Origin of the sequence: Curtobacterium sp. UNCCL17, from assembly GCF_000686685.1 — a bacterium.
Lineage (GTDB): Bacteria > Actinomycetota > Actinomycetes > Actinomycetales > Microbacteriaceae > Curtobacterium > Curtobacterium flaccumfaciens.
In genome coordinates, this window is the sequence record NZ_KK366002.1 from 284806 (window position 1) to 303548 (window position 18743).

The window sequence follows — 18743 nt, forward strand, 5'->3', positions numbered from 1 at the left end:
TCGTTGGAGGTGGAGTGGTGGTCGCTCAAGCGACCCCGAGGACCTGGAGGTAACCGGTCCAGAGGAGGTCCCCGAAGACGATCCCGAGCCATGCCCCCACCAGCATCGACGGCCCGAACGGCAGCCCGCCGCGCCAACGTGCACGGCCGGCGAGGAGGAGCGCGATCGCGACGGTACCGCCCACCAGGAACGCACCGAAAGCACCCACTGCGAGGGGTCCCCATCCGAGGTACGCGAGGACGAGCCCGAGGACCACGGCCAGTTTGACGTCGCCGAGACCCATGCCGCCGGGGACCGCCAGCGCGAGACCGAGGTAGAGGGCACCGGAGCCGAGGGCCCCGATCGCCGCACGACCGAGAGCGGACCAGTCGCCGTCGGCAGCACTCGCGACGACGAGGAGCACCGCGAGGACGATGCCGGACGGGTAGACGATCGCGTTCGGGAGCGTGTGGGTGGCGATGTCGATCAGGGTGAGTGCGACGCTGATCGCCATCAGGTACAACAACGCGACGAGGACCACGACCTGCGCCACGGTGTCCTCGGTCGCCCCCGCAGGAGAGCGGCCCACGACCACGAAGGCAGTGAGCCCGAACAGGACCGCCGTGATGAGCTCGACGGTGGGGTACCGCGCGGAGATCGGCGTGGAACAGTCACGGCACCGCCCGCGCAGGACGAGCCAGGAGAGCACCGGGACGTTGTCGCGGCGTCGGATCGTGTGCCCGCACGTCGGACATGCGCTCGGTGGCGAGACCACGGACTGGCCCGCTGGCACGCGGTGCACCACGACGTTGAGGAACGAGCCGATGAGCAGTCCGAACACGGCGGCGAGTCCGGGGAGGACGGGGCCGAGCGCCTGGAGACCGGTCATCGGCACCCACCACCGGTCGTGGTCGCGCACGAGCCGCCGGCGGTGTACGCGGCCTGGACCTCGACCTGCGTCGTGACCCCGTACGAGGTCGACACCGGCTGCAGGAACTTCGGGGGCGCCGTCGTCAGCAGGCGCTGGTCGTAGACGTAGTTCTTCGAGAACCCGGTGTTGCCGGTCGTCGCGACCGCCCCTCGCCAGTTCTGCGCGATCGAACCGATGACCTTGAGGGTGCCGAGCTTCGAGCCGATGTCGTAGTTCTGGTTCCAGAACGTCCCCGCGTTGCTCGCGATCGCCGCCGACACGGTGATCGATTCGCCCGGAGACCGGCTCAGCAGGCCCACACCCGAACTGTTGCAGCGCGAGGTGTCCGTCACGTACCCGACACCCCACTGGTAGGTCGTCGGGTACGAGGTGCAACGGGCGGGGTTGGAGATCTCGACGGCGTTCTGGCCGACGAGCCCGAGCACGTCGTTCGTGGCGCTGAGGTAGGTGATGTCGTCGGTGACCCACACGGTCCCGGATGCCGCGATCGTCATCGCCCCGCTGAACGCCCCGCTGACGAAGACGTCGCCCGCCGTGCAGCTGTACGTGTCGGACGCCGAACCCGTCTGGTACGAGGAACCCGACGATCCCCCGTTGATCCACTCACCTGCGGCCGGGAACCCCTGTCCGTTGTTGAACGGCTGGTTGCTCGTGTTCGTCGCCGAACCATTCGACCGCACGGTGACCGTGGTGGTGCAGTACGTGTTCGTGTACTTCGACGGGAAGGCCGCACCCCACGCGTTCACGTTGTTCGACGCGGACGGGATGTCCTGCACGTACATCAGGTTCGAGGGGAGGGTCGGGATGGTGGCACCGGCGGAACCCTGCAGATCCGAGACCGCCCCGCAGAGCGCTGCGGCCTTCGCTGCGTCGTCCGCGGCGAGGACCGCCCCGCTCGAGCTGTTGACCTTGATCTGCGTGGCCCGGGACCACGGCGACCACACGGTCATCTTGCCGTTCCCGAGGAACTTCACGCGGGTCGGTCCGGTGTACATGCAGCCGGGCCGCGGAACCGTCGTGGGGAGGTCGGTCCGCGTCTCCTGCGACATGTTCGTGTTCAGCGCGGGCAGACCGAGGTACGGAACCGCGGTTGCAGCACCGCCGTTGAACGTCCCCGCGCAGGTGCCGCTCGACGGGCGCACGGTCGTGTCGTGCTGTTCGACCGACCCGTTGAACACCGTCGAGCACGCCGAGGTGAAGACGTCGTTGGTCCGGATCGGCCCGTTCAGGGTGTCAGTGCCGGCGAACTGCACCGCCGTGCACTTCCCGGCGACCGATTGCCACTGGTAGGCGGTCGTGCAACCGGTCCCGGTGAGCGCGGGGTTCGAGGACTCGTAGTTGGTGAAGTAGAGGTAGTTGATGAAGCCGTCGCCCTTGAGGTTGGCCACGAGCGACCGGACGCTTGCCCCGGCCTTGCCGGTGACACGGACCCGCAGGACGCCCTTGCCGGAGTAGTCGGAGTTGTCGACCTCGTAGCGGAACCACTGGTCGCTCGAGCCGACGACCGGGGCCCAGTCCGAACCGGAGTTGGTGAAGGCGATGTTCTTGTCGGCGTTGACGAAGGTCGACCCACTCGACTTGCTGAACTGGGCGTTCGCGTTGCCGTAGAGCGCGTAGCCGTTGTCGTTCGAGAGCTTCGACTGGTAGTCGGCGAGCCCCGCGTACGCGGCCGCCATCGCGTTCTGGAAGTTGCGGTCCGACGCGGCCTTGACCGCGCCCGAGGTGGAGACGGCGATCATCGTCGCGACGAGCAGCATCATGACGGTGCCGAAGATGAGCACGTTGCCGAGGACCATGCCGCGCTCGTCGCGCTGGGCCCGCGCGAGGACCGCGCTGATGCGACGGATCATGATGAACCCGCTCCGATGCTGGTGCCGTAGACGACGTTGAAGAGGTACAGGGTGTTCTGCACGTGGGTGTTGCCGCTCGCACCGGCAGTGGTGGAACCGAGTTCCAGGTTCACGCGGACGGCTCGCACGTTGCCCAACTGCGCGGTCGCCAGTGTTCCGTCCGGCTGGGTCGCGAGTGTCTTGCCGTCCGCTCCGAGGTACGAGAACAGCGCGACACCGTCGCTCGTCGGCGAGGCGATCGGACCACCCACCACCAGGCTCCGCGCCGGGGTCTGGGTCGTCGCCGGGAAGGAGTAGAAGCCGTTCGTCGCGGTGCCGTCCCACTGGTCCACGACGAGGCGCTTCGCGTCGTTCAGCGAGTAGCGGATCTGCACGGGCTTGTCGGTGCTGTTGCCGTCGAGGTTGATGTACGCGAAGAACACCACCTGCGTCGGGGCCGCCCGGGTGACCGCAGCGGCGTAGGTGCCGTCAGACTTCGGCAACAGACTCGCGGCGTGCACGTAGCGCGTGATCGAGTTCATCGCGATCGACGCCGTCCGAGCGTTCTGGTCGGAGGACGTGTTCGTCACCCCGGCGCGCAGGGTGGCCGTGAAGAACCCGCCCACGGCGACGAGGATGATCATCGACACGCTGACCGCGACGAGCAGCTCGGACAGCGAGATCCCCGCCTGCTCGCGGTGGAGGCGTCGGAGGGCCCGCATCACGACGTCTGCCCGCGAGGGTCGAGGGTCAGGGTGTTGTCGTAGTTGATGAGCACCAACGCCGTCTTCTGGTTCACCATGCCGTTGGTCACCGGTTTCACGTTCGAGGCCTTCGACGCGATCTCGTTCTTCGTCGTCGACCCGAACGTCGTCCCGGAGTAGAGCGTCCACGTGCCGAAGGGCAGGGCGATGGTCGCGGTGTCGCCGGCGGAGACCGGGAACCTCATCGTCATGCCGGCGGCGCAGCCGGGGTCGCCGGCGGCCGGGTTCGCCGACGAGACGGCAGTGACGTAGCGGTCCTTCACACCGGTGACGGTCGCGACGCCCATCATCACGGAGGCCGACGATGGCTTGCCGGGAGCAGTGGCGACCGACGGCGGGCTCACACCGATCGCGTTGGCCGCGTTCGGTGTCGACCAGGACGAGGGGTTCGGACTGAGGCAGCTCGTCGCACTCCCGGTGCTGTTGGAGTACGGGCCGGCGTAGACGGTGTAGCCCGAGGCGAACGGGAACACCGGCAACGACGGCTGTGAACTCGAGGTGATGTTGAGCGAGGTGCTGGCCAGGTCCCACGGCTTGACGACGTCCAGCCCGCCGGCCGTGCTCGACAGCGTCGTGGGCATGTTGGTCGGGATCATCGCCTTGGAGCCGGCTGCGTACTGCAGGGTCAGCTGACTCGACTGGTCGTACACGAACGGGACGGGCGAGCTCGCGCCGGCGGTCACCGAGATCGGCGACTGCACGGACGGCTGCTGCTGGTTCGTGTCGATGCCGCCGGTGACGCTCGCAGAGACCGCGTAGTCGCCCTGCGACACGTTCACCGCGTACGAGCAGCCCTGTGCGTCGGTCGGGAGGACCGGCGCCGTCAGCGCTGCACCGCCACCGCCGCTGACGGGGGTGATCGTGATCCCGACACCCTCGTAGGGCGCGCCCGAAGCGGTGGTGACCGAGATGATCACGGTGCCGTACCCGGGGTCGGTGACCGCGTCGCTCGGCGCGATCGCTGACGAGACGGACGTGGTGCTGGAACCGCCGCGCGGGTTCGGCCAGGTCACGGTCTCGACGACGCTCTTGTAGGCGAGCTTGCCGTTCGAGGTCCCGCACGCGCCGGTCGCGCCGTCGCTCTGCACCCAGCTGACCTTCCGGTCGATCGCGTACTCGACGCCCCCGATGGTCTTCGTGTTGTCCGGACCGGACTTGCTGAGGACCCGGAAGATGCCGCCGGTGGAGGCGGCCGCGGTCTGGCGGAGGGTGTCGATGTCCTGCGAGGCGAGGGCGACCGCGGTCTCGCGACCGCGATTGGTCTGCGTGAGCTGGAGGCTGTTCGCGATGCCGTAGGCGATCCCGATCGACATGACCGCGAACACCATCATGGCGACCATGACCTCGATGATGGAGAAGCCGGCTTCGGCGTCGTGCCGGTACAGCCGGTCGTGCAGTCGCTGGAACATGGTCACCTCCTCGTGCAGCATCGGAGCAGAAGGGCGGCCCGTCGTCCGACGGGCCGCCCTCAGGAACAGATCAGGATCAGCAGGTGCCCTTGGCGGCAGCCAGCGCGTCGGTGATCTTGAAGTCGGTCTTCGTGGCGCCGGTGCCCTGGATGCAGAAAGCCGTCGTGGAGGTCGCCTTGTAGGTCAGTGCGTTGTCCTGGCTGCTGGTGTAGCCGTACTGTCCGAGCGTCGCTTGCGTGAAGTCAGTGGCGGCGGGCAGCTTGCCGTTGTTGTCCGTCTGGTAGGCGATGACCGCGGTCTTCGCGTTCGCGAGGTCCGACTTGACCGAGGCGTCCTTCGCGTTGTTCTGCACGTTCAGGTACACCGGGATGGCGATGGCGGCGAGGATGCCGATGATGATGACGACGACGAGGAGCTCGATGAGCGTGAAGCCCTTCTCCTTGTCCTCGAGGAGACCCTTGCGGCGAGCGTCGAGCTTGCCCATGAGAGCGAAGTACATGGTGGTTCCGTTCTTGGGGGAATGCGATGGGAGAATGTGCCGGGGAGTGCTCCGCCGCCGCTGACAAGAGTATTCAGCGGCGATTCGGGGTGGAATCCCGAGAACGGGGGGTCCGGGCCCTCCGAATTGCCCCCAGTAACGGGGGTCTCCCCTCGCGCTCCACCCCCACACGAGGGGCGATCCTTACTTCACCAACGACGTGATCTGGAAGATCGGCAGGTAGAGCGCGATGATCATGCCACCGACGACGACGCCGAGGAATGCGATGAGGAGCGGCTCGATCAGGGCAGTCAGCGACTCGGTCGTCGACTCGACTTCGGAGTCGTAGAAGACCGCGATCTTCTCGAGCATGATCTCCAGCGAACCGGCGTCCTCGCCGACTGCGACCATTTGCGAGACCATTGCCGGGAAAATGCTTTCCCGCGCCAACGGCGCCGCAATTGATTCGCCTTTTCGGACGTCTTCCGCAACGCGCTCGAGTGCTTTCTGGACCACGAAGTTGTTCGACACCTGACCGACGATCGACAATGCCTGCAGAATCGGCACGCCAGCGCCGATCATGTTCGAGAAGTTCCGCGCGAACCGCGCGATGACGATCTTGCGGGTCAGTCCACCGAACACCGGCAGGCGGAGCATGATCGGGTCGCGGAAGCTCCGGAACCGATCCGTGTTCTTGTTCGCCCGGAACCACAGCCAGCCGACGATCACGGCGACAGCCAGGACCGGTGCGAGCCAGCGCATCGCGTGCGACAGGGTCACCAGGACCTGCGTCGGCAACGGCAGCTGCCCGCCGAGCGACGAGAACATGTCCTGGAAGATCGGGACGATGAAGATGAGCATGATCACGACGGCGGCAAGTGACATGCACAGCACGACCACCGGGTAGGTCATCGCCGACTTGATCGTCGAGCGGAGCTTGTGCTCCTTCTCGAAGTTCGTCGCGATGGAGTCCATCGCCTGGTCGAGGAAACCGCCGGTCTCCGCCGCACGGATCATGTTGATCATGATCGGCGGGAAGTCGACCGGGTACTTCGCGACGGCGTCGGAGAACGAGACGCCGCGCTCGACGTCGTCGCGGACCTTGCCGAGGATGTCCTTGAGCTTCTTGTTCTCGGTCTGGTCGGACAGGATCGTGAGGGTCCGCAGCAGCGAGAGCCCTGAGGTGAGCATCGTCGAGGCCTGCCGCGACATGATCGCGAGGTCCTTGAGCCCGACGCCCTTCTCGAACCCGGGGATCTTGATCTCGGTCTGCAGCCCGGTGCCGGCCTTCGCCTCGGTGATGGCGATCGGTGAGACGCCCATCCCCCGGAGGCGCTGGACGACGGCCCCTTCGGACGCGGCGTCGAGGCGGCCCTTCACGAGCTTGCCGGCGCCGTCGCGCCCGCGGTAGTCGAACGCGAGTGACATCAGTAGCCTCCGGAGAACTTGTCGCCGAAGTCGATGCCGCTGGCGGCGATCGCGGCGGCCGAGGAGTCGGACGGGGACTCGACGCGCTGGACGAGCCGGTCGAAGCCCTCTTCGTCGTGGACCTTCTCCATCGCGGCCTTGCGCGAGATGGTGCCGACGTTGACCAGTTCGGCGAGGTCCTGGTCCATGGTGTGCATACCGAGGTCACGGCCGGCCTGCATGGCGGAGGTGATCTGGTACGTCTTGCCCTCGCGGATGAGGTTGCCGATGGCCGGGGTGATCGTCATGATCTCGGTGGCGACGACCCGACCGACACCGTTGGCCTTCGGGACGAGGGTCTGGCAGACGACGCCCTGCAGGGTGGCCGCGAGCTGGGTGCGGATCTGTCCCTGCTGGTGCGGCGGGAAGACGTCGATGACGCGGTCGATCGTGCCGGGTGCGCTCTGCGTGTGCAGGGTGGCGAACACCAGGTGGCCGGTCTCGGCGGCGGTGAGCGCGACGGAGATGGTCTCGAGGTCGCGGAGCTCACCGATCAGGATGACGTCGGGGTCCTGCCGCAGCACGTGCTTGAGCGCCGAGGCGAAGGAGTGGGTGTCGGCGCCGACCTCGCGCTGGTTGATGATCGACCGCTTGTGGTCGTGCATGAACTCGATCGGGTCCTCGACCGTCACGATGTGGTCGGCACGGCTCTCGTTGACCAGGTCGATGAGCGCGGCGAGGGTGGTCGACTTGCCCGAGCCGGTCGGGCCGGTGACGAGGACCAGGCCACGGGGCAGGCCTGCGAAGTCGCCGACGTGCGCGGGGATGCCGAGCTGCTTGAGCGTCTTGATCCTGGTGGGGATGATGCGGAACGCCGCACCCCAGTTGCCGCGCTGCTGGTAGTAGTTCACGCGGAAGCGGTACTCCGGCGACAGCGAGTACGCGAAGTCGAGCTCCTGGTCGTGGTCGAACTGCCCGGCCTGTTCGACGGACAGCAGCGTCTTGAGTGCCGCGATGACCTTGCCACGGGACCACGCGCCTCCGGGCACGGCCGGCCGGAGCGAGCCGTCGACGCGGACGGTGGGTGGGGCGTCGGCCGTGACGTGCAGGTCGGAGGCCCCCTGGTAGACGACCTGCGCCAGTGCGGTGATGAGGTCGGGGTCGGCGACCTCGCGCGCGTGCCGGGCGAAGTCGATGTCACCAGCCGATGCCGCGGTGGGGGCGGGAACCGGAGCGGGTGCCGCCGGTGCGGCGTGGTGGGCGCCGCTGTAGGCGATGGCCGGCAGCTGCTGGGTCGCCGGCTCGGCGTACCCGTAGGTGGCGGTCGAGGACGGCACCGCGGCGGGCGGCGTCGCCGGAACGGAGGCGGACTGTGCCACGGGCGCAGCGACCGGACCACCCACGGGCCCGGCGACCGGGCTACCCACGGGCATGCCGGTGGGCGCGGGCCACACCGCCGAGTCGTCCGTCAGGTCGTAGACCTGCTCGGGCGGGGCGGCAGCAGCCGCGGCCAGACGCGCGGCACGGCGGGAGCCGACCTCGGCGCCGGGGGGGCCGGGGGGCCATCCGGCGACGGGCTCGTCGCCGGGCATGGTGATGTCGTACACGGAGTCGGTCATCTGCTCGTCCTGTTCCCCGGTCACGCGACGACGCGCAGGATCTCGTCGACGCTCGTCATGCCGAGCTTGACCTTCTCGAAGCCGTCCTGGCGGAGCGTGAGCATGCCCTGCTGCTGGGCGACGCGGCTGATCTCCGCGCTCGAGGCGCGACCGACGGCGAGCCGCTCGATCTCCTCGGTGACGGTCATGACCTCGTGCAGGGCGATGCGGCCGCGGTAGCCGGTGTTCGAGCACACCGCGCAGCCGACCGGGGCGAAGAACGCGGGCATCTCGTCGCCGGGGGCCAGGAACCCGAGTGCCCGGAGCTGCTCGATCTCGTACACGGCGGGCGCCTTGCACCGGTCGCACAGCCGGCGGGCGAGTCGCTGGGCGACGACGGAGTCGAGGGCGGACCCGACCAGGAACGGCTCGATGTCCATCTCGGTCAGGCGGGTCACGGCCGACGGAGCGTCGTTGGTGTGCAGGGTCGAGAGCACGAGGTGCCCGGTGAGGGACGCCTCGATCGCGATCTGCGCGGTCTCGTGGTCGCGGATCTCACCGAGCAGCACGACGTCGGGGTCGGATCGGAGGATCGAGCGGAGCGCGGACGCGAACGTCAGGCCGGCCTTCGGGTTGACCTGCACCTGGTTGATGCCGGCCATCCGGTACTCGACCGGGTCCTCCACCGTGATGACGTTGATCTCGGGCTTCGCCACGGCGTTGAGGGTCGTGTACAGCGTCGTCGACTTGCCCGAACCGGTGGGACCGGTGACCAGGATCATGCCGTACGGCTTCGAGTAGGACCGCTGGTACGCCTGGAAGTTCTGCTCGAGGAGGTTGAGGTCCTTGAGGGTCAGCGAGGTGTTCGTGTTGTCGAGGATCCGCATGACGACCTTCTCGCCCCACACGGTGGGCAGCGTCGCGACGCGGAGGTCGATCTGCCGGCCGCCGTGGCGCACGGACATGCGGCCGTCCTGCGGCTTGCGGCGCTCTGCGATGTCGATGTCGCTCATGATCTTCAGGCGGCTGATCACGCCGTTCTGGATGTTCTTCGGCGCCGGCGCCATCTCGTGCAGCACGCCGTCGATGCGGTACCGGATCCGGACCTCGTGCTCGCCGGGCTCGATGTGGATGTCGGACGCGTGGTCCTGGATGGCCTGCGACACGAGCAGGTTCACGAAGCGGACGATCGGCACGTCGTCGAGGGCGCCGTCGGCGATGTCGACCTGCGCCTTCGAGGTCGTCGACGCTTCTTCTTCGAGCGACGACGTCAGGTCGTTCAGCTCGTCGTCGGCGCGCAGGTACCGGTCGAGGGCAGCGACGAGGTCGCGCTCCTCGACCTGCAGCGGCTTGATCGCTCGGCCGGACGCCGTCCGGGCGTCGTCGATGGCGAGCACGTTCGTCGGGTTCACCATCGCGAGGATGAGCAGGTCGCCCTCGAACCCGACACCGAGCACGCCGTGGCGACGGCACAGTGCCGCCGGCAGGATCGACACCGCGGTGCCGTCGACGGGGTAGTCGCTCAGCGGCACGGTGCGGGAGTTGTTCGAGGCGGCGCGGGCGGTGATGAACTGGGCCTCGCTCACGACGCCCTGGTCGACCAGGCCGCGGATGGCGCGCTCGTCGAGGTCCTCGTCACCCGTCATCGCATCGAGGTGCTCGATCGGCAGGGCGCCGTTCAGGATGAGGATCTCGGACAGGGTCGCCATGAGTCCCGTGCCTCCTTGGACTCGCGCACGGCGAGACGTCGTCGGGTGATGCGCCACCAGGGATGTGGCGCCCGACCACGCTACTTCTGGGGCCCTCGCCGACCGCAGTCCCAGAAAGAGGGGGCGGAGGGGGTCCGGCTGCACCCAGAACTGGGGTCCACGACCGGTTCGGCCCCGGTCCGGGGGACGCCTCGGCCGGTTCGCGGTGGTCGTCGGAGGGTGCATGTCCGCCAGCCTCCCGGACCCCGCACCGTTCCCGGAGTCCTGGCGAGCAGTCCGTGGAGAACGTCGGCGTCACACGGGGGTGTGGAGGAACAAGGCCACTGACCGTCGCGGGCCGGACAGCGCGGCACCGCGGAATCCCTCTCGACGCGCGCCCCCACCCGGGCACATGATGAGTCATGGACATCACGAGCGTGACCGTGGGGTTGCCCGTCAGCGACATCGAGGCGTCCTGCCTCTGGTACGGCGCGGTCTTCGAGCGCACCGAGCCGGACCTCGAGCCCGAGGACGGCGTCGCCGAGTACGAGGTCGGCGGCATCTGGATCCAGCTCTACGTCGACGAACAGGCCGAGGATAACCCGGTCAGCGTCCGCTTCGGCGTCGACGACGTCGCCGCGCAGCACGCACGCATCGGCGCGCTGGGCATCGACATCGGCCCCGTCGAGTGCGTCGACGGGGCGGTCGACTGGTTCGACGTCCGCGACCCCGACGGCAACGTGCTGAGCCTGTTCTCGCTGGTCGACGAGACCGGTCGCGGTTCCGGCCGCGACAACGGCGCGGGCCGCGCGCTCTAGCCGCGACCCCACGGCGGACGGGAGGCCCGTGGCGGCCCCGCACCGCGCCTCCAGGCCGTCACGTGGTGACGACACGACGAAGGCCCCGCCTCCTTGCGGAGACGGGGCCTTCGTGGGATCACATCAGGCTCAGTTGTACGTGCCCGGCGTGAAGTCGTCCGACGAGAAGCTGTCGAAGTCGACGAAGCTCAGGTCGGCGTCCGAGAACGACGAGTCGTCAGCGAAGATGCGGTTGGGGTACCGCTCCGCCTTCGCCTCTTCGGTCGCGTTCACGTCCACGTCACGGTACCGGCTGAGGCCCGTCCCGGCGGGGATGAGCTTACCGATGATGACGTTCTCCTTGAGGCCGACGAGGTGGTCCTGCTTGCCCTCCATGGCCGCCTGCGTGAGCACGCGGGTGGTCTCCTGGAAGGAAGCGGCGGACAGCCACGACTCGGTCGCGAGGGACGCCTTCGTGATGCCCATGACCTCCTGGCGAGCCGAGGCGGTCTTGCGACCCTCCTGCAGCGCCGCACGGTTCAGCGCGTTGTAGCGCGACCGGTCGACGAGCTCACCCGGCAGCAGGTCGGTGTCGCCGTGGTCGACGACGGTGACCTTGCGGAGCATCTGGCGGACGATGACCTCGATGTGCTTGTCGTGGATCGGCACACCCTGCGAGCCGTAGACGTCCTGCACACCGTTGACCAGGTGCTTCTGGACCTCTCGGACACCCTTGACCCGGAGGACTTCCTTCGGGTCGACGGTGCCGGCGATGAACTGCTCGCCGAGCTCGACGTGCTGGTTGTCCTCGATGAGGAGCGTCGCACGCTTGAGCACCGGGTAGATGAACGGCTCGTCGCCGTTGTCCGGCGTGAGGATGATCCGACGACCCTTGTCCGTGTCCTCGACCACGACGCGGCCGGGGGCCTCGGCGATCGGGGACGCGCCCTTGGGGGTACGCGCCTCGAAGAGCTCCGTGACACGCGGCAGACCCTGGGTGATGTCGTCGGCCGAGGCCGAACCACCCGTGTGGAAGGTACGCATCGTCAGCTGGGTACCGGGCTCACCGATGGACTGGGCGGCGATGATGCCGACCGCCTCGCCGATGTCGACCAGGTTGCCGGTGGCGAGCGAACGGCCGTAGCACTTCGCGCAGACACCGACGGCGGACTCGCAGGTCAGGACCGAGCGCACCTTGATGCTCTCGACACCGGCTGCCAGCAGCTTCTCGAGGAGCACGTCACCGACGTCCTCACCGGCCTCTGCCACGACCGTGCCCTGTGCATCCACGGCCTCGGTGGCCAGGGTGCGGGAGTACACGGTGTTCTCGACGCGCGGGTCGCGGACGAGCTTGCCGTCGGCGTCCACGGTCGCGATCGGCAGCTCGAGGCCACGCGTCGTGCCGCAGTCGTCCTCGCGGATGATGACGTCCTGCGAGACGTCCACGAGACGACGGGTGAGGTACCCGGAGTCCGCGGTACGGAGCGCGGTGTCGGCAAGACCCTTACGAGCACCGTGGGTGGCGATGAAGTACTCCGCCACGGTCAGGCCCTCGCGGTACGAGTTGATGATCGGGCGGGCGATGATCTCGCCCTTCGGGTTGTTCACCAGACCACGCATACCGGCGATGTTGCGGACCTGGAGCCAGTTACCACGAGCACCGGACGACACCATGCGGTTGATGGTGTTGTCGACCGGGAAGTTGTCGCGCATCTCCTGCGCGATCTCGTTCGTGGCCTCGGTCCAGATCTTGATCAGGTCGGCGCGACGCTCGGAGTCGGTGATCAGACCCTTGTCGAACTCGCCCTGCACCTTGGCGGCCTGGATCTCGTAGCCCGCGATGATCTCCTTCTTGCGAGGAGGCGTCACGACGTCCGACAGGGCGACGGTCACACCGGAGCGGGTGCCCCAGTAGAAGCCGGCGTCCTTGATCCGGTCCAGCGCAGCGGCCGTCTCGGTCTTGGAGTAGCGCTCGGCGAGGTCGTTGACGATCGCGGAGAGCACGCCCTTGTCCGTGACCTTCTGGACGAACGGGTAGTTCGCCGGCAGGGTCTCGTTGAAGAGCGCACGGCCCAGGGTCGTCTCGAGCAGCACGGTGTCGCCCTGCTCGTAGCCCTCGGGAGCTTCACCCTCGGCGAAGTGGACACCCGTCATGCGGATCTTCACCATCGCGTTGAGGTGCAGCGTGTGCTGGTCGTTCGCCAGGATCGCCTCGGCCACCGACGAGAACGCACGGCCCTCGCCCACGGCGCCCTCGCGGACGGTCGTGAGGTGGTGCAGACCGATGATCATGTCCTGTGCGGGCAGGGTCACCGGGCGACCGTCGGACGGCTTCAGGATGTTGTTCGAGGCGAGCATCAGGATGCGGGCCTCGGCCTGGGCCTCGACCGACAGCGGCAGGTGCACGGCCATCTGGTCACCGTCGAAGTCCGCGTTGAACGCAGCACACACGAGCGGGTGGAGCTGGATGGCCTTGCCCTCGACGAGCTGCGGCTCGAACGCCTGGATGCCCAGACGGTGCAGCGTCGGCGCACGGTTCAGCAGGACGGGGCGCTCGCGGATGATCTCCTCGAGCACGTCCCACACCTGCGGACGCGAACGCTCGACCATGCGCTTGGCCGACTTGATGTTCTGCGCGTGCGACAGGTCGATGAGGCGCTTGATCACGAACGGCTTGAAGAGCTCGAGCGCCATCTGCTTGGGCAGACCGCACTGGTGCAGCTTCAGCTGCGGGCCGACGATGATGACCGAACGGCCCGAGTAGTCGACGCGCTTGCCGAGCAGGTTCTGGCGGAAACGACCCTGCTTGCCCTTGAGCATGTCGCTCAGGGACTTCAGGGCGCGGTTGCCGGTACCCGTGACCGGACGTCCACGACGACCGTTGTCGAACAGCGCGTCGACCGCTTCCTGCAGCATGCGCTTCTCGTTGTTCACGATGATCTCGGGGGCACCGAGGTCGAGCAGGCGGCGGAGACGGTTGTTGCGGTTGATCACACGACGGTAGAGGTCGTTGAGGTCCGACGTGGCGAAACGGCCACCGTCGAGCTGCACCATCGGGCGCAGCTCCGGCGGGATGACCGGCACGACGCCGAGCACCATCGCGGCCGGCGAGTTGCCGGTGGCGAGGAAGGAGCTGACGACGCGCAGACGCTTGATCGCGCGGATCTTCTTCTGGCCCTTGCCCTCGGCGATCTGCAGACGCAGTGCCTCGGCCTCGGCGGCCAGGTCGAACGCCTCGAGCCGGAGCTTGATCGCCTCGGCGCCCATGTAGGCGTCGAAGTAGATCCCGAACCGGTCCTGGAGCTCGTGGAAGACGGCGTCCTCGGGCTTGAGGTCGCCCACCTTGAGGTTGCGGAAGTCCTCCCACACACGCTCGAGACGGGTGATGTCCTCGTCGAACGACTTGCGGACCTGGGACATCTCCTTCTCGGCGGTGTCCTTGGTGCGGCGCTTGACGTCGGCCTTCGCACCCTCTTCCTCAAGGGCTGCGAGGTCGTCCTCGAGCTTCTTGAGGCGGTCGGCGATGATCGAGTCGCGCTGGCCCTCGAGGGTCTTGATCTCGAGACGCATCTCGTTCTCGAGACCCGGCATGTCCGCGTGACGGCCCTCTTCATCGATGTCGATGATCATGTACGCCGCGAAGTAGATGACCTTCTCGAGGTCCTTCGGCGCCATGTCGAGGAGATACCCGAGGCGCGACGGGACGCCCTTGAAGTACCAGATGTGCGTGACGGGGGCAGCGAGCTCGATGTGGCCCATGCGCTCACGACGGACCGAGGACTTGGTGACCTCGACGCCGCAGCGCTCGCAGACGATGCCCTTGAACCGGACACGCTTGTACTTGCCGCAGGCGCACTCCCAGTCGCGGGAAGGACCGAAGATCTGCTCGCCGAACAGACCGTCCTTCTCGGGCTTCAGGGTGCGGTAGTTGATGGTCTCCGGCTTCTTGACCTCGCCGTACGACCACTGACGGATGTCCTCGGCGGTCGCGAGGCCGATCCGAATGGCGTCAAAGGAAGTTGCTTCGAGCAATGTTCTTCTCTCTTGCTGATTCAGGCTTCGATGTACGGGCGGGATCAGATGTCGTCGACAGAGGACGACTCGAACCGCGAGGAGATGTTGATGCCCAGCTCCTCCGCAGCGCGGAAGACCTCGTCATCGTTGTCGCGCAGGCTGACCGCCTGGCCGTCGGCCGAGAGGACCTCGACGTTCAGGCAGAGCGACTGCATCTCCTTCATGAGGACCTTGAAGGACTCGGGGATGCCGGGTTCCTGGATGTTCTCGCCCTTGACGATCGCCTCGTAGACCTTCACGCGGCCGAGGATGTCGTCGGACTTGATCGTCAGGAGCTCCTGGAGGGCGTAGGCGGCGCCGTACGCTTCGAGCGCCCACACCTCCATCTCACCGAATCGCTGTCCACCGAACTGCGCCTTACCACCCAGCGGCTGCTGCGTGATCATCGAGTACGGACCGGTCGAACGCGCGTGGATCTTGTCGTCGACCAGGTGGTGCAGCTTGAGGATGTACATGTAGCCGACCGAGACGGGCTCCGGGAACGGCTCGCCGGAGCGGCCGTCGAAGAGCTGCGCCTTGCCGGACGAGCCGATCAGACGCTCGCCGTCGCGGTTCGGGAGGGTCGAGTCGAGGAGGCCCTCGATCTCGCGCTCGTACGCACCGTCGAACACCGGGGTGGCGACCTTGGTGCCGGGCTCGGCGCTGTGCGCTGCCTCCGGCAGGTTCTCGGCCCAGTCCTGGATGCCCTCGACGTTCCAGCCCTGCTTGGCGAGCCACCCGAGGTGGATCTCGAGCACCTGGCCGAAGTTCATGCGGCCGGGGACGCCGAGCGGGTTGAGGACGATGTCGACGGGGGTGCCGTCGGCGAGGAACGGCATGTCCTCGACCGGGAGGATGGTCGAGATGACGCCCTTGTTGCCGTGACGACCGGCGAGCTTGTCACCCGCGGTGATCTTGCGCTTCTGGGCGATGTAGACGACCACGCGCTGGTTGACGCCCGAGCCGAGCTCGTCGTCGCCGTCCTGCGAGTCGAACACCTTGACGCCGATGATCGTGCCCTCTTCACCGTGGGGCACCTTGAGCGAGGTGTCGCGGACTTCGCGCGACTTCTCGTTGAAGATGGCACGGAGCAGACGCTCCTCGGCGCTCAGCTCGGTCTCGCCCTTCGGCGTGACCTTGCCGACGAGGATGTCGCCGGGGCGGACCTCGGCACCGATGCGGATGATGCCGCGCTCGTCGAGGTCGGCCAGCAGGTCCGGGCTGACGTTGGGGAGGTCACGGGTGATCTCCTCCTTGCCGAGCTTGGTGTCGCGGGCGTCGACCTCGTACTCCTCGATGTGGATCGAGGAGAGCGTGTCGTCCTTGATGAGGTTCTGCGACAGGATCATCGCGTCCTCGTAGTTGTAGCCCTCCCACGGCATGAACGCGACGAGGAGGTTCTTGCCGAGCGCGAGCTCGCCGTTCTCCGTCGCGGGACCGTCGGCGATGACCTCGCCCTGCTCCACGCGCTCGCCTGCGGAGACGATGACGCGGTGGTTGTAGCTCGTGCCCTGGTTGGAGCGGTCGAACTTGCGCAGGTAGTAGGTCTGCGTGCCGCCCTCGTCGAGCTGCAGGGTGACGGCGTCGGCCGAGACCTCGGAGACGACACCGGCCTTGTCGGCGGTGACGACGTCGCCGGCGTCGATGGCCGTGTAGCCCTCCATGCCGGTGCCGACGAGCGGCGACTCGGAACGGAGCAGCGGGACGGCCTGACGCTGCATGTTCGCACCCATGAGGGCGCGGTTCGCGTCGTCGTGCTCGAGGAACGGGATGAGCGACGTCGCGACCGACACCATCTGGCGCGGGGAGACGTCCATGTAGTCGACCTCGTCCTTGGCGACGAGTTCGACCTCGCCACCCTTCTTGCGGACGAGCACCTTGTCGTCGGCGAAGTGGAAGTCGTTCGTCAGCGGGGCGTTGGCCTGCGCGACGACGAAGTCGTCCTCTTCCGAAGCGGTGAGGTAGTCGATGGTCTTCGTGACCTCGCCGTCGACGACGCGACGGTACGGGGTCTCGATGAAGCCGAAGGAGTTGATCCGACCGAACGACGCGAGCGAACCGATCAGGCCGATGTTCGGGCCTTCCGGGGTCTCGATCGGGCACATGCGGCCGTAGTGCGACGGGTGGACGTCACGGACCTCGACGCCGGCACGCTCACGGGACAGACCACCCGGGCCGAGGGCCGAGAGACGACGCTTGTGCGTCAGGCCCGCGAGCGGGTTGTTCTGGTCCATGAACTGCGACAGCTGGGACGTTCCGAAGAACTCCTTGATCGCGGCGACGACCGGACGCACGTTGATGAGCGTCTGGGGCGTGATCGCCTCGATGTCCTGCGTGGTCATGCGCTCGCGGACGACGCGCTCCATGCGGGACAGACCCGTGCGGACCTGGTTCTGGATGAGCTCGCCGACGGCGCGGATGCGACGGTTGCCGAAGTGGTCGATGTCGTCCACGTCGAGGCGCAGCTGCACCGGCTCGCCGTCACGGACGCCGTCGATCGTGGTGCGCTCAGCGTGCAGCGACACCAGGTACTTGATCGTCGCGACGATGTCCTTGACGGTGAGCACCGAGTCGGACAGCGGGGCGTCCATGCCGAGCTTGCGGTTGACCTTGTAGCGGCCGACCTTCGCCAGGTCGTAACGCTTCGGGTTGAAGTAGAAGTTGTCGAGGAGCGCACGCGCGGCCTCGGCAGCGACCTGCTCGCCCGGACGGAGCTTGCGGTAGATGTCCTTGAGCGCCTCTTCCTTCGTGAGGACGGCGTCCTTCTCGAGGGTCGACTCGATCGACGCGAAGCCCTGGAACTCGTCCATGATCTCTTCGCTCGTCAGGCCGAGGGCCTTGAGGAAGACGGTCACGGACTGCTTGCGCTTGCGGTCGATGCGCACGCCCACCTGGTCGCGCTTGTCGATCTCGAACTCGAGCCAGGCACCACGCGACGGGATGATCCGCGCCGAGTAGATGTCCTTGTCGGAGGTCTTCTCCTGCTGGCGCTCGAAGTACACGCCGGGCGAACGGACGAGCTGCGACACGACGACGCGCTCGGTGCCGTTGATGATGAACGTGCCGCGTTCGGTCATGAGCGGGAAGTCGCCCATGAAGACCGTCTGCGTCTTGATCTCACCCGTCATGTGGTTCATGAACTCGGCGTTGACGTACAGCGGAGCGGCGTAGGTCTTGCCGCGCTCCTTGCAGTCGTCGATCGAGTACTTCGGGTCTTCGAGCTCCGGCGCGGTGAACGAGAGCTGCATGGTCTCGCCGAGGTCCTCGATCGGGGAGATCTCCTCGAAGATCTCCTCGAGCCCCGAGTGCAGCGCGAGGTCGGTACGACCCTGCTCCTGCCCTTCGGCGAGGCGGGCCTTCCAGACGTCGTTGCCGACGAGCCAGTCGAAGCTCTCCGTCTGGAGTGCGAGCAGATCAGGAACCGTGAGGGTGTCCGTGATCTTGGCGAACGAGAGTCGCGAGTGGTTGCGACCGTTCTTGGGGTTGGTGGATGCGTTGGGCGCAGCAGCCAAGGGTGTGACCTCCGGTAGGCCCCGTCGGGCCGACACTGACGAGCAGTGTGTAGGTGAGTGGATTGATCGCTCGGCGAACCCTGAGATGCAAGCCCTGCGACCACGCCGACGCGTGCCTGACGCGGAACGTCGGTGCACGTGTGGGATGATCTCCGTGAGCGGTACCCGCCGCCATATACGGGTCCGGCTGCACCAGGGCGAGATGAGTTTCTGTCTCAGAACTCTGCGTCGACCGCAATATGACGACACGGATGCCAGGGAGCGCGAACTGTCATCATAGTTCGCTCCGTGGCGCGCT

General features: G+C 67.3%; 11 protein-coding genes. 1 reads left to right on the forward strand and 10 read right to left on the reverse strand.

Translation table 11 applies throughout. The features are described 5' to 3' along the window. Positions 1-25: 25 nt before the first annotated feature. From BR70_RS0115190 to BR70_RS0115225, 8 genes are all read right to left on the reverse strand, one after another. On the reverse strand, positions 26-868 hold the full coding sequence (locus BR70_RS0115190) for a prepilin peptidase (protein WP_027466741.1): 843 nt from the start codon (positions 866-868) through the stop codon (positions 26-28). Next, positions 865-2760, reverse strand: a complete 1896-nt coding sequence (locus tag BR70_RS0115195; protein ID WP_027466742.1) for a hypothetical protein — start codon at positions 2758-2760, stop codon at positions 865-867. Before BR70_RS0115195 ends, BR70_RS0115190 begins: the two co-directional genes overlap by 4 nt. Continuing rightward, a complete protein-coding gene (locus BR70_RS0115200) occupies positions 2757-3461 on the reverse strand; it encodes a PilW family protein (RefSeq protein ID WP_027466743.1) in 705 nt (234 codons plus the stop codon). Before BR70_RS0115200 ends, BR70_RS0115195 begins: the two co-directional genes overlap by 4 nt. Continuing rightward, positions 3461-4912 carry a prepilin-type N-terminal cleavage/methylation domain-containing protein gene (locus BR70_RS0115205; RefSeq protein WP_197019657.1) on the reverse strand — a complete coding sequence of 484 codons (1452 nt, stop codon included), beginning with the start codon at positions 4910-4912 and terminating at the stop codon, positions 3461-3463. Before BR70_RS0115205 ends, BR70_RS0115200 begins: the two co-directional genes overlap by 1 nt. A 76-nt stretch (positions 4913-4988) precedes the next feature. Further along, positions 4989-5411, reverse strand: a complete 423-nt coding sequence (locus BR70_RS23905; protein ID WP_051596998.1) for a type II secretion system protein — start codon at positions 5409-5411, stop codon at positions 4989-4991. Positions 5412-5594: 183 nt separating this feature from the next. Continuing rightward, positions 5595-6818, reverse strand: coding sequence for a type II secretion system F family protein (locus BR70_RS0115215; protein WP_027466745.1), 1224 nt, complete (start codon positions 6816-6818; stop codon positions 5595-5597). Further along, positions 6818-8416 carry a type IV pilus twitching motility protein PilT gene (locus BR70_RS22920; protein ID WP_269319959.1) on the reverse strand — a complete coding sequence of 533 codons (1599 nt, stop codon included), beginning with the start codon at positions 8414-8416 and terminating at the stop codon, positions 6818-6820. The genes BR70_RS0115215 and BR70_RS22920 overlap by 1 nt, the downstream gene beginning before the upstream one ends. Positions 8417-8436: 20 nt before the next feature. Continuing rightward, positions 8437-10104 (reverse strand): GspE/PulE family protein, encoded by a 1668-nt coding sequence (locus BR70_RS0115225; RefSeq protein ID WP_027466747.1) that lies wholly within the window; start codon positions 10102-10104, stop codon positions 8437-8439. Positions 10105-10505: 401 nt separating this feature from the next. On the opposite strand from BR70_RS0115225, the gene BR70_RS21260 reads away from it, so the two are divergent. Further along, positions 10506-10901, forward strand: coding sequence for a VOC family protein (locus tag BR70_RS21260; protein ID WP_051596999.1), 396 nt, complete (start codon positions 10506-10508; stop codon positions 10899-10901). A 129-nt stretch (positions 10902-11030) separates the two neighbouring features. Here BR70_RS21260 and rpoC read toward each other — a convergent pair whose 3' ends face one another. Continuing rightward, positions 11031-14912, reverse strand: coding sequence for a DNA-directed RNA polymerase subunit beta' (gene rpoC / locus BR70_RS0115235; protein WP_027466748.1), 3882 nt, complete (start codon positions 14910-14912; stop codon positions 11031-11033). Between the two features lie 44 nt (positions 14913-14956). After that, positions 14957-18445: a DNA-directed RNA polymerase subunit beta gene (gene rpoB / locus BR70_RS0115240; protein ID WP_027466749.1), complete on the reverse strand. Its 3489-nt coding sequence runs from the start codon at positions 18443-18445 to the stop codon at positions 14957-14959. Between the last annotated feature and the right edge of the window lie 298 nt (positions 18446-18743).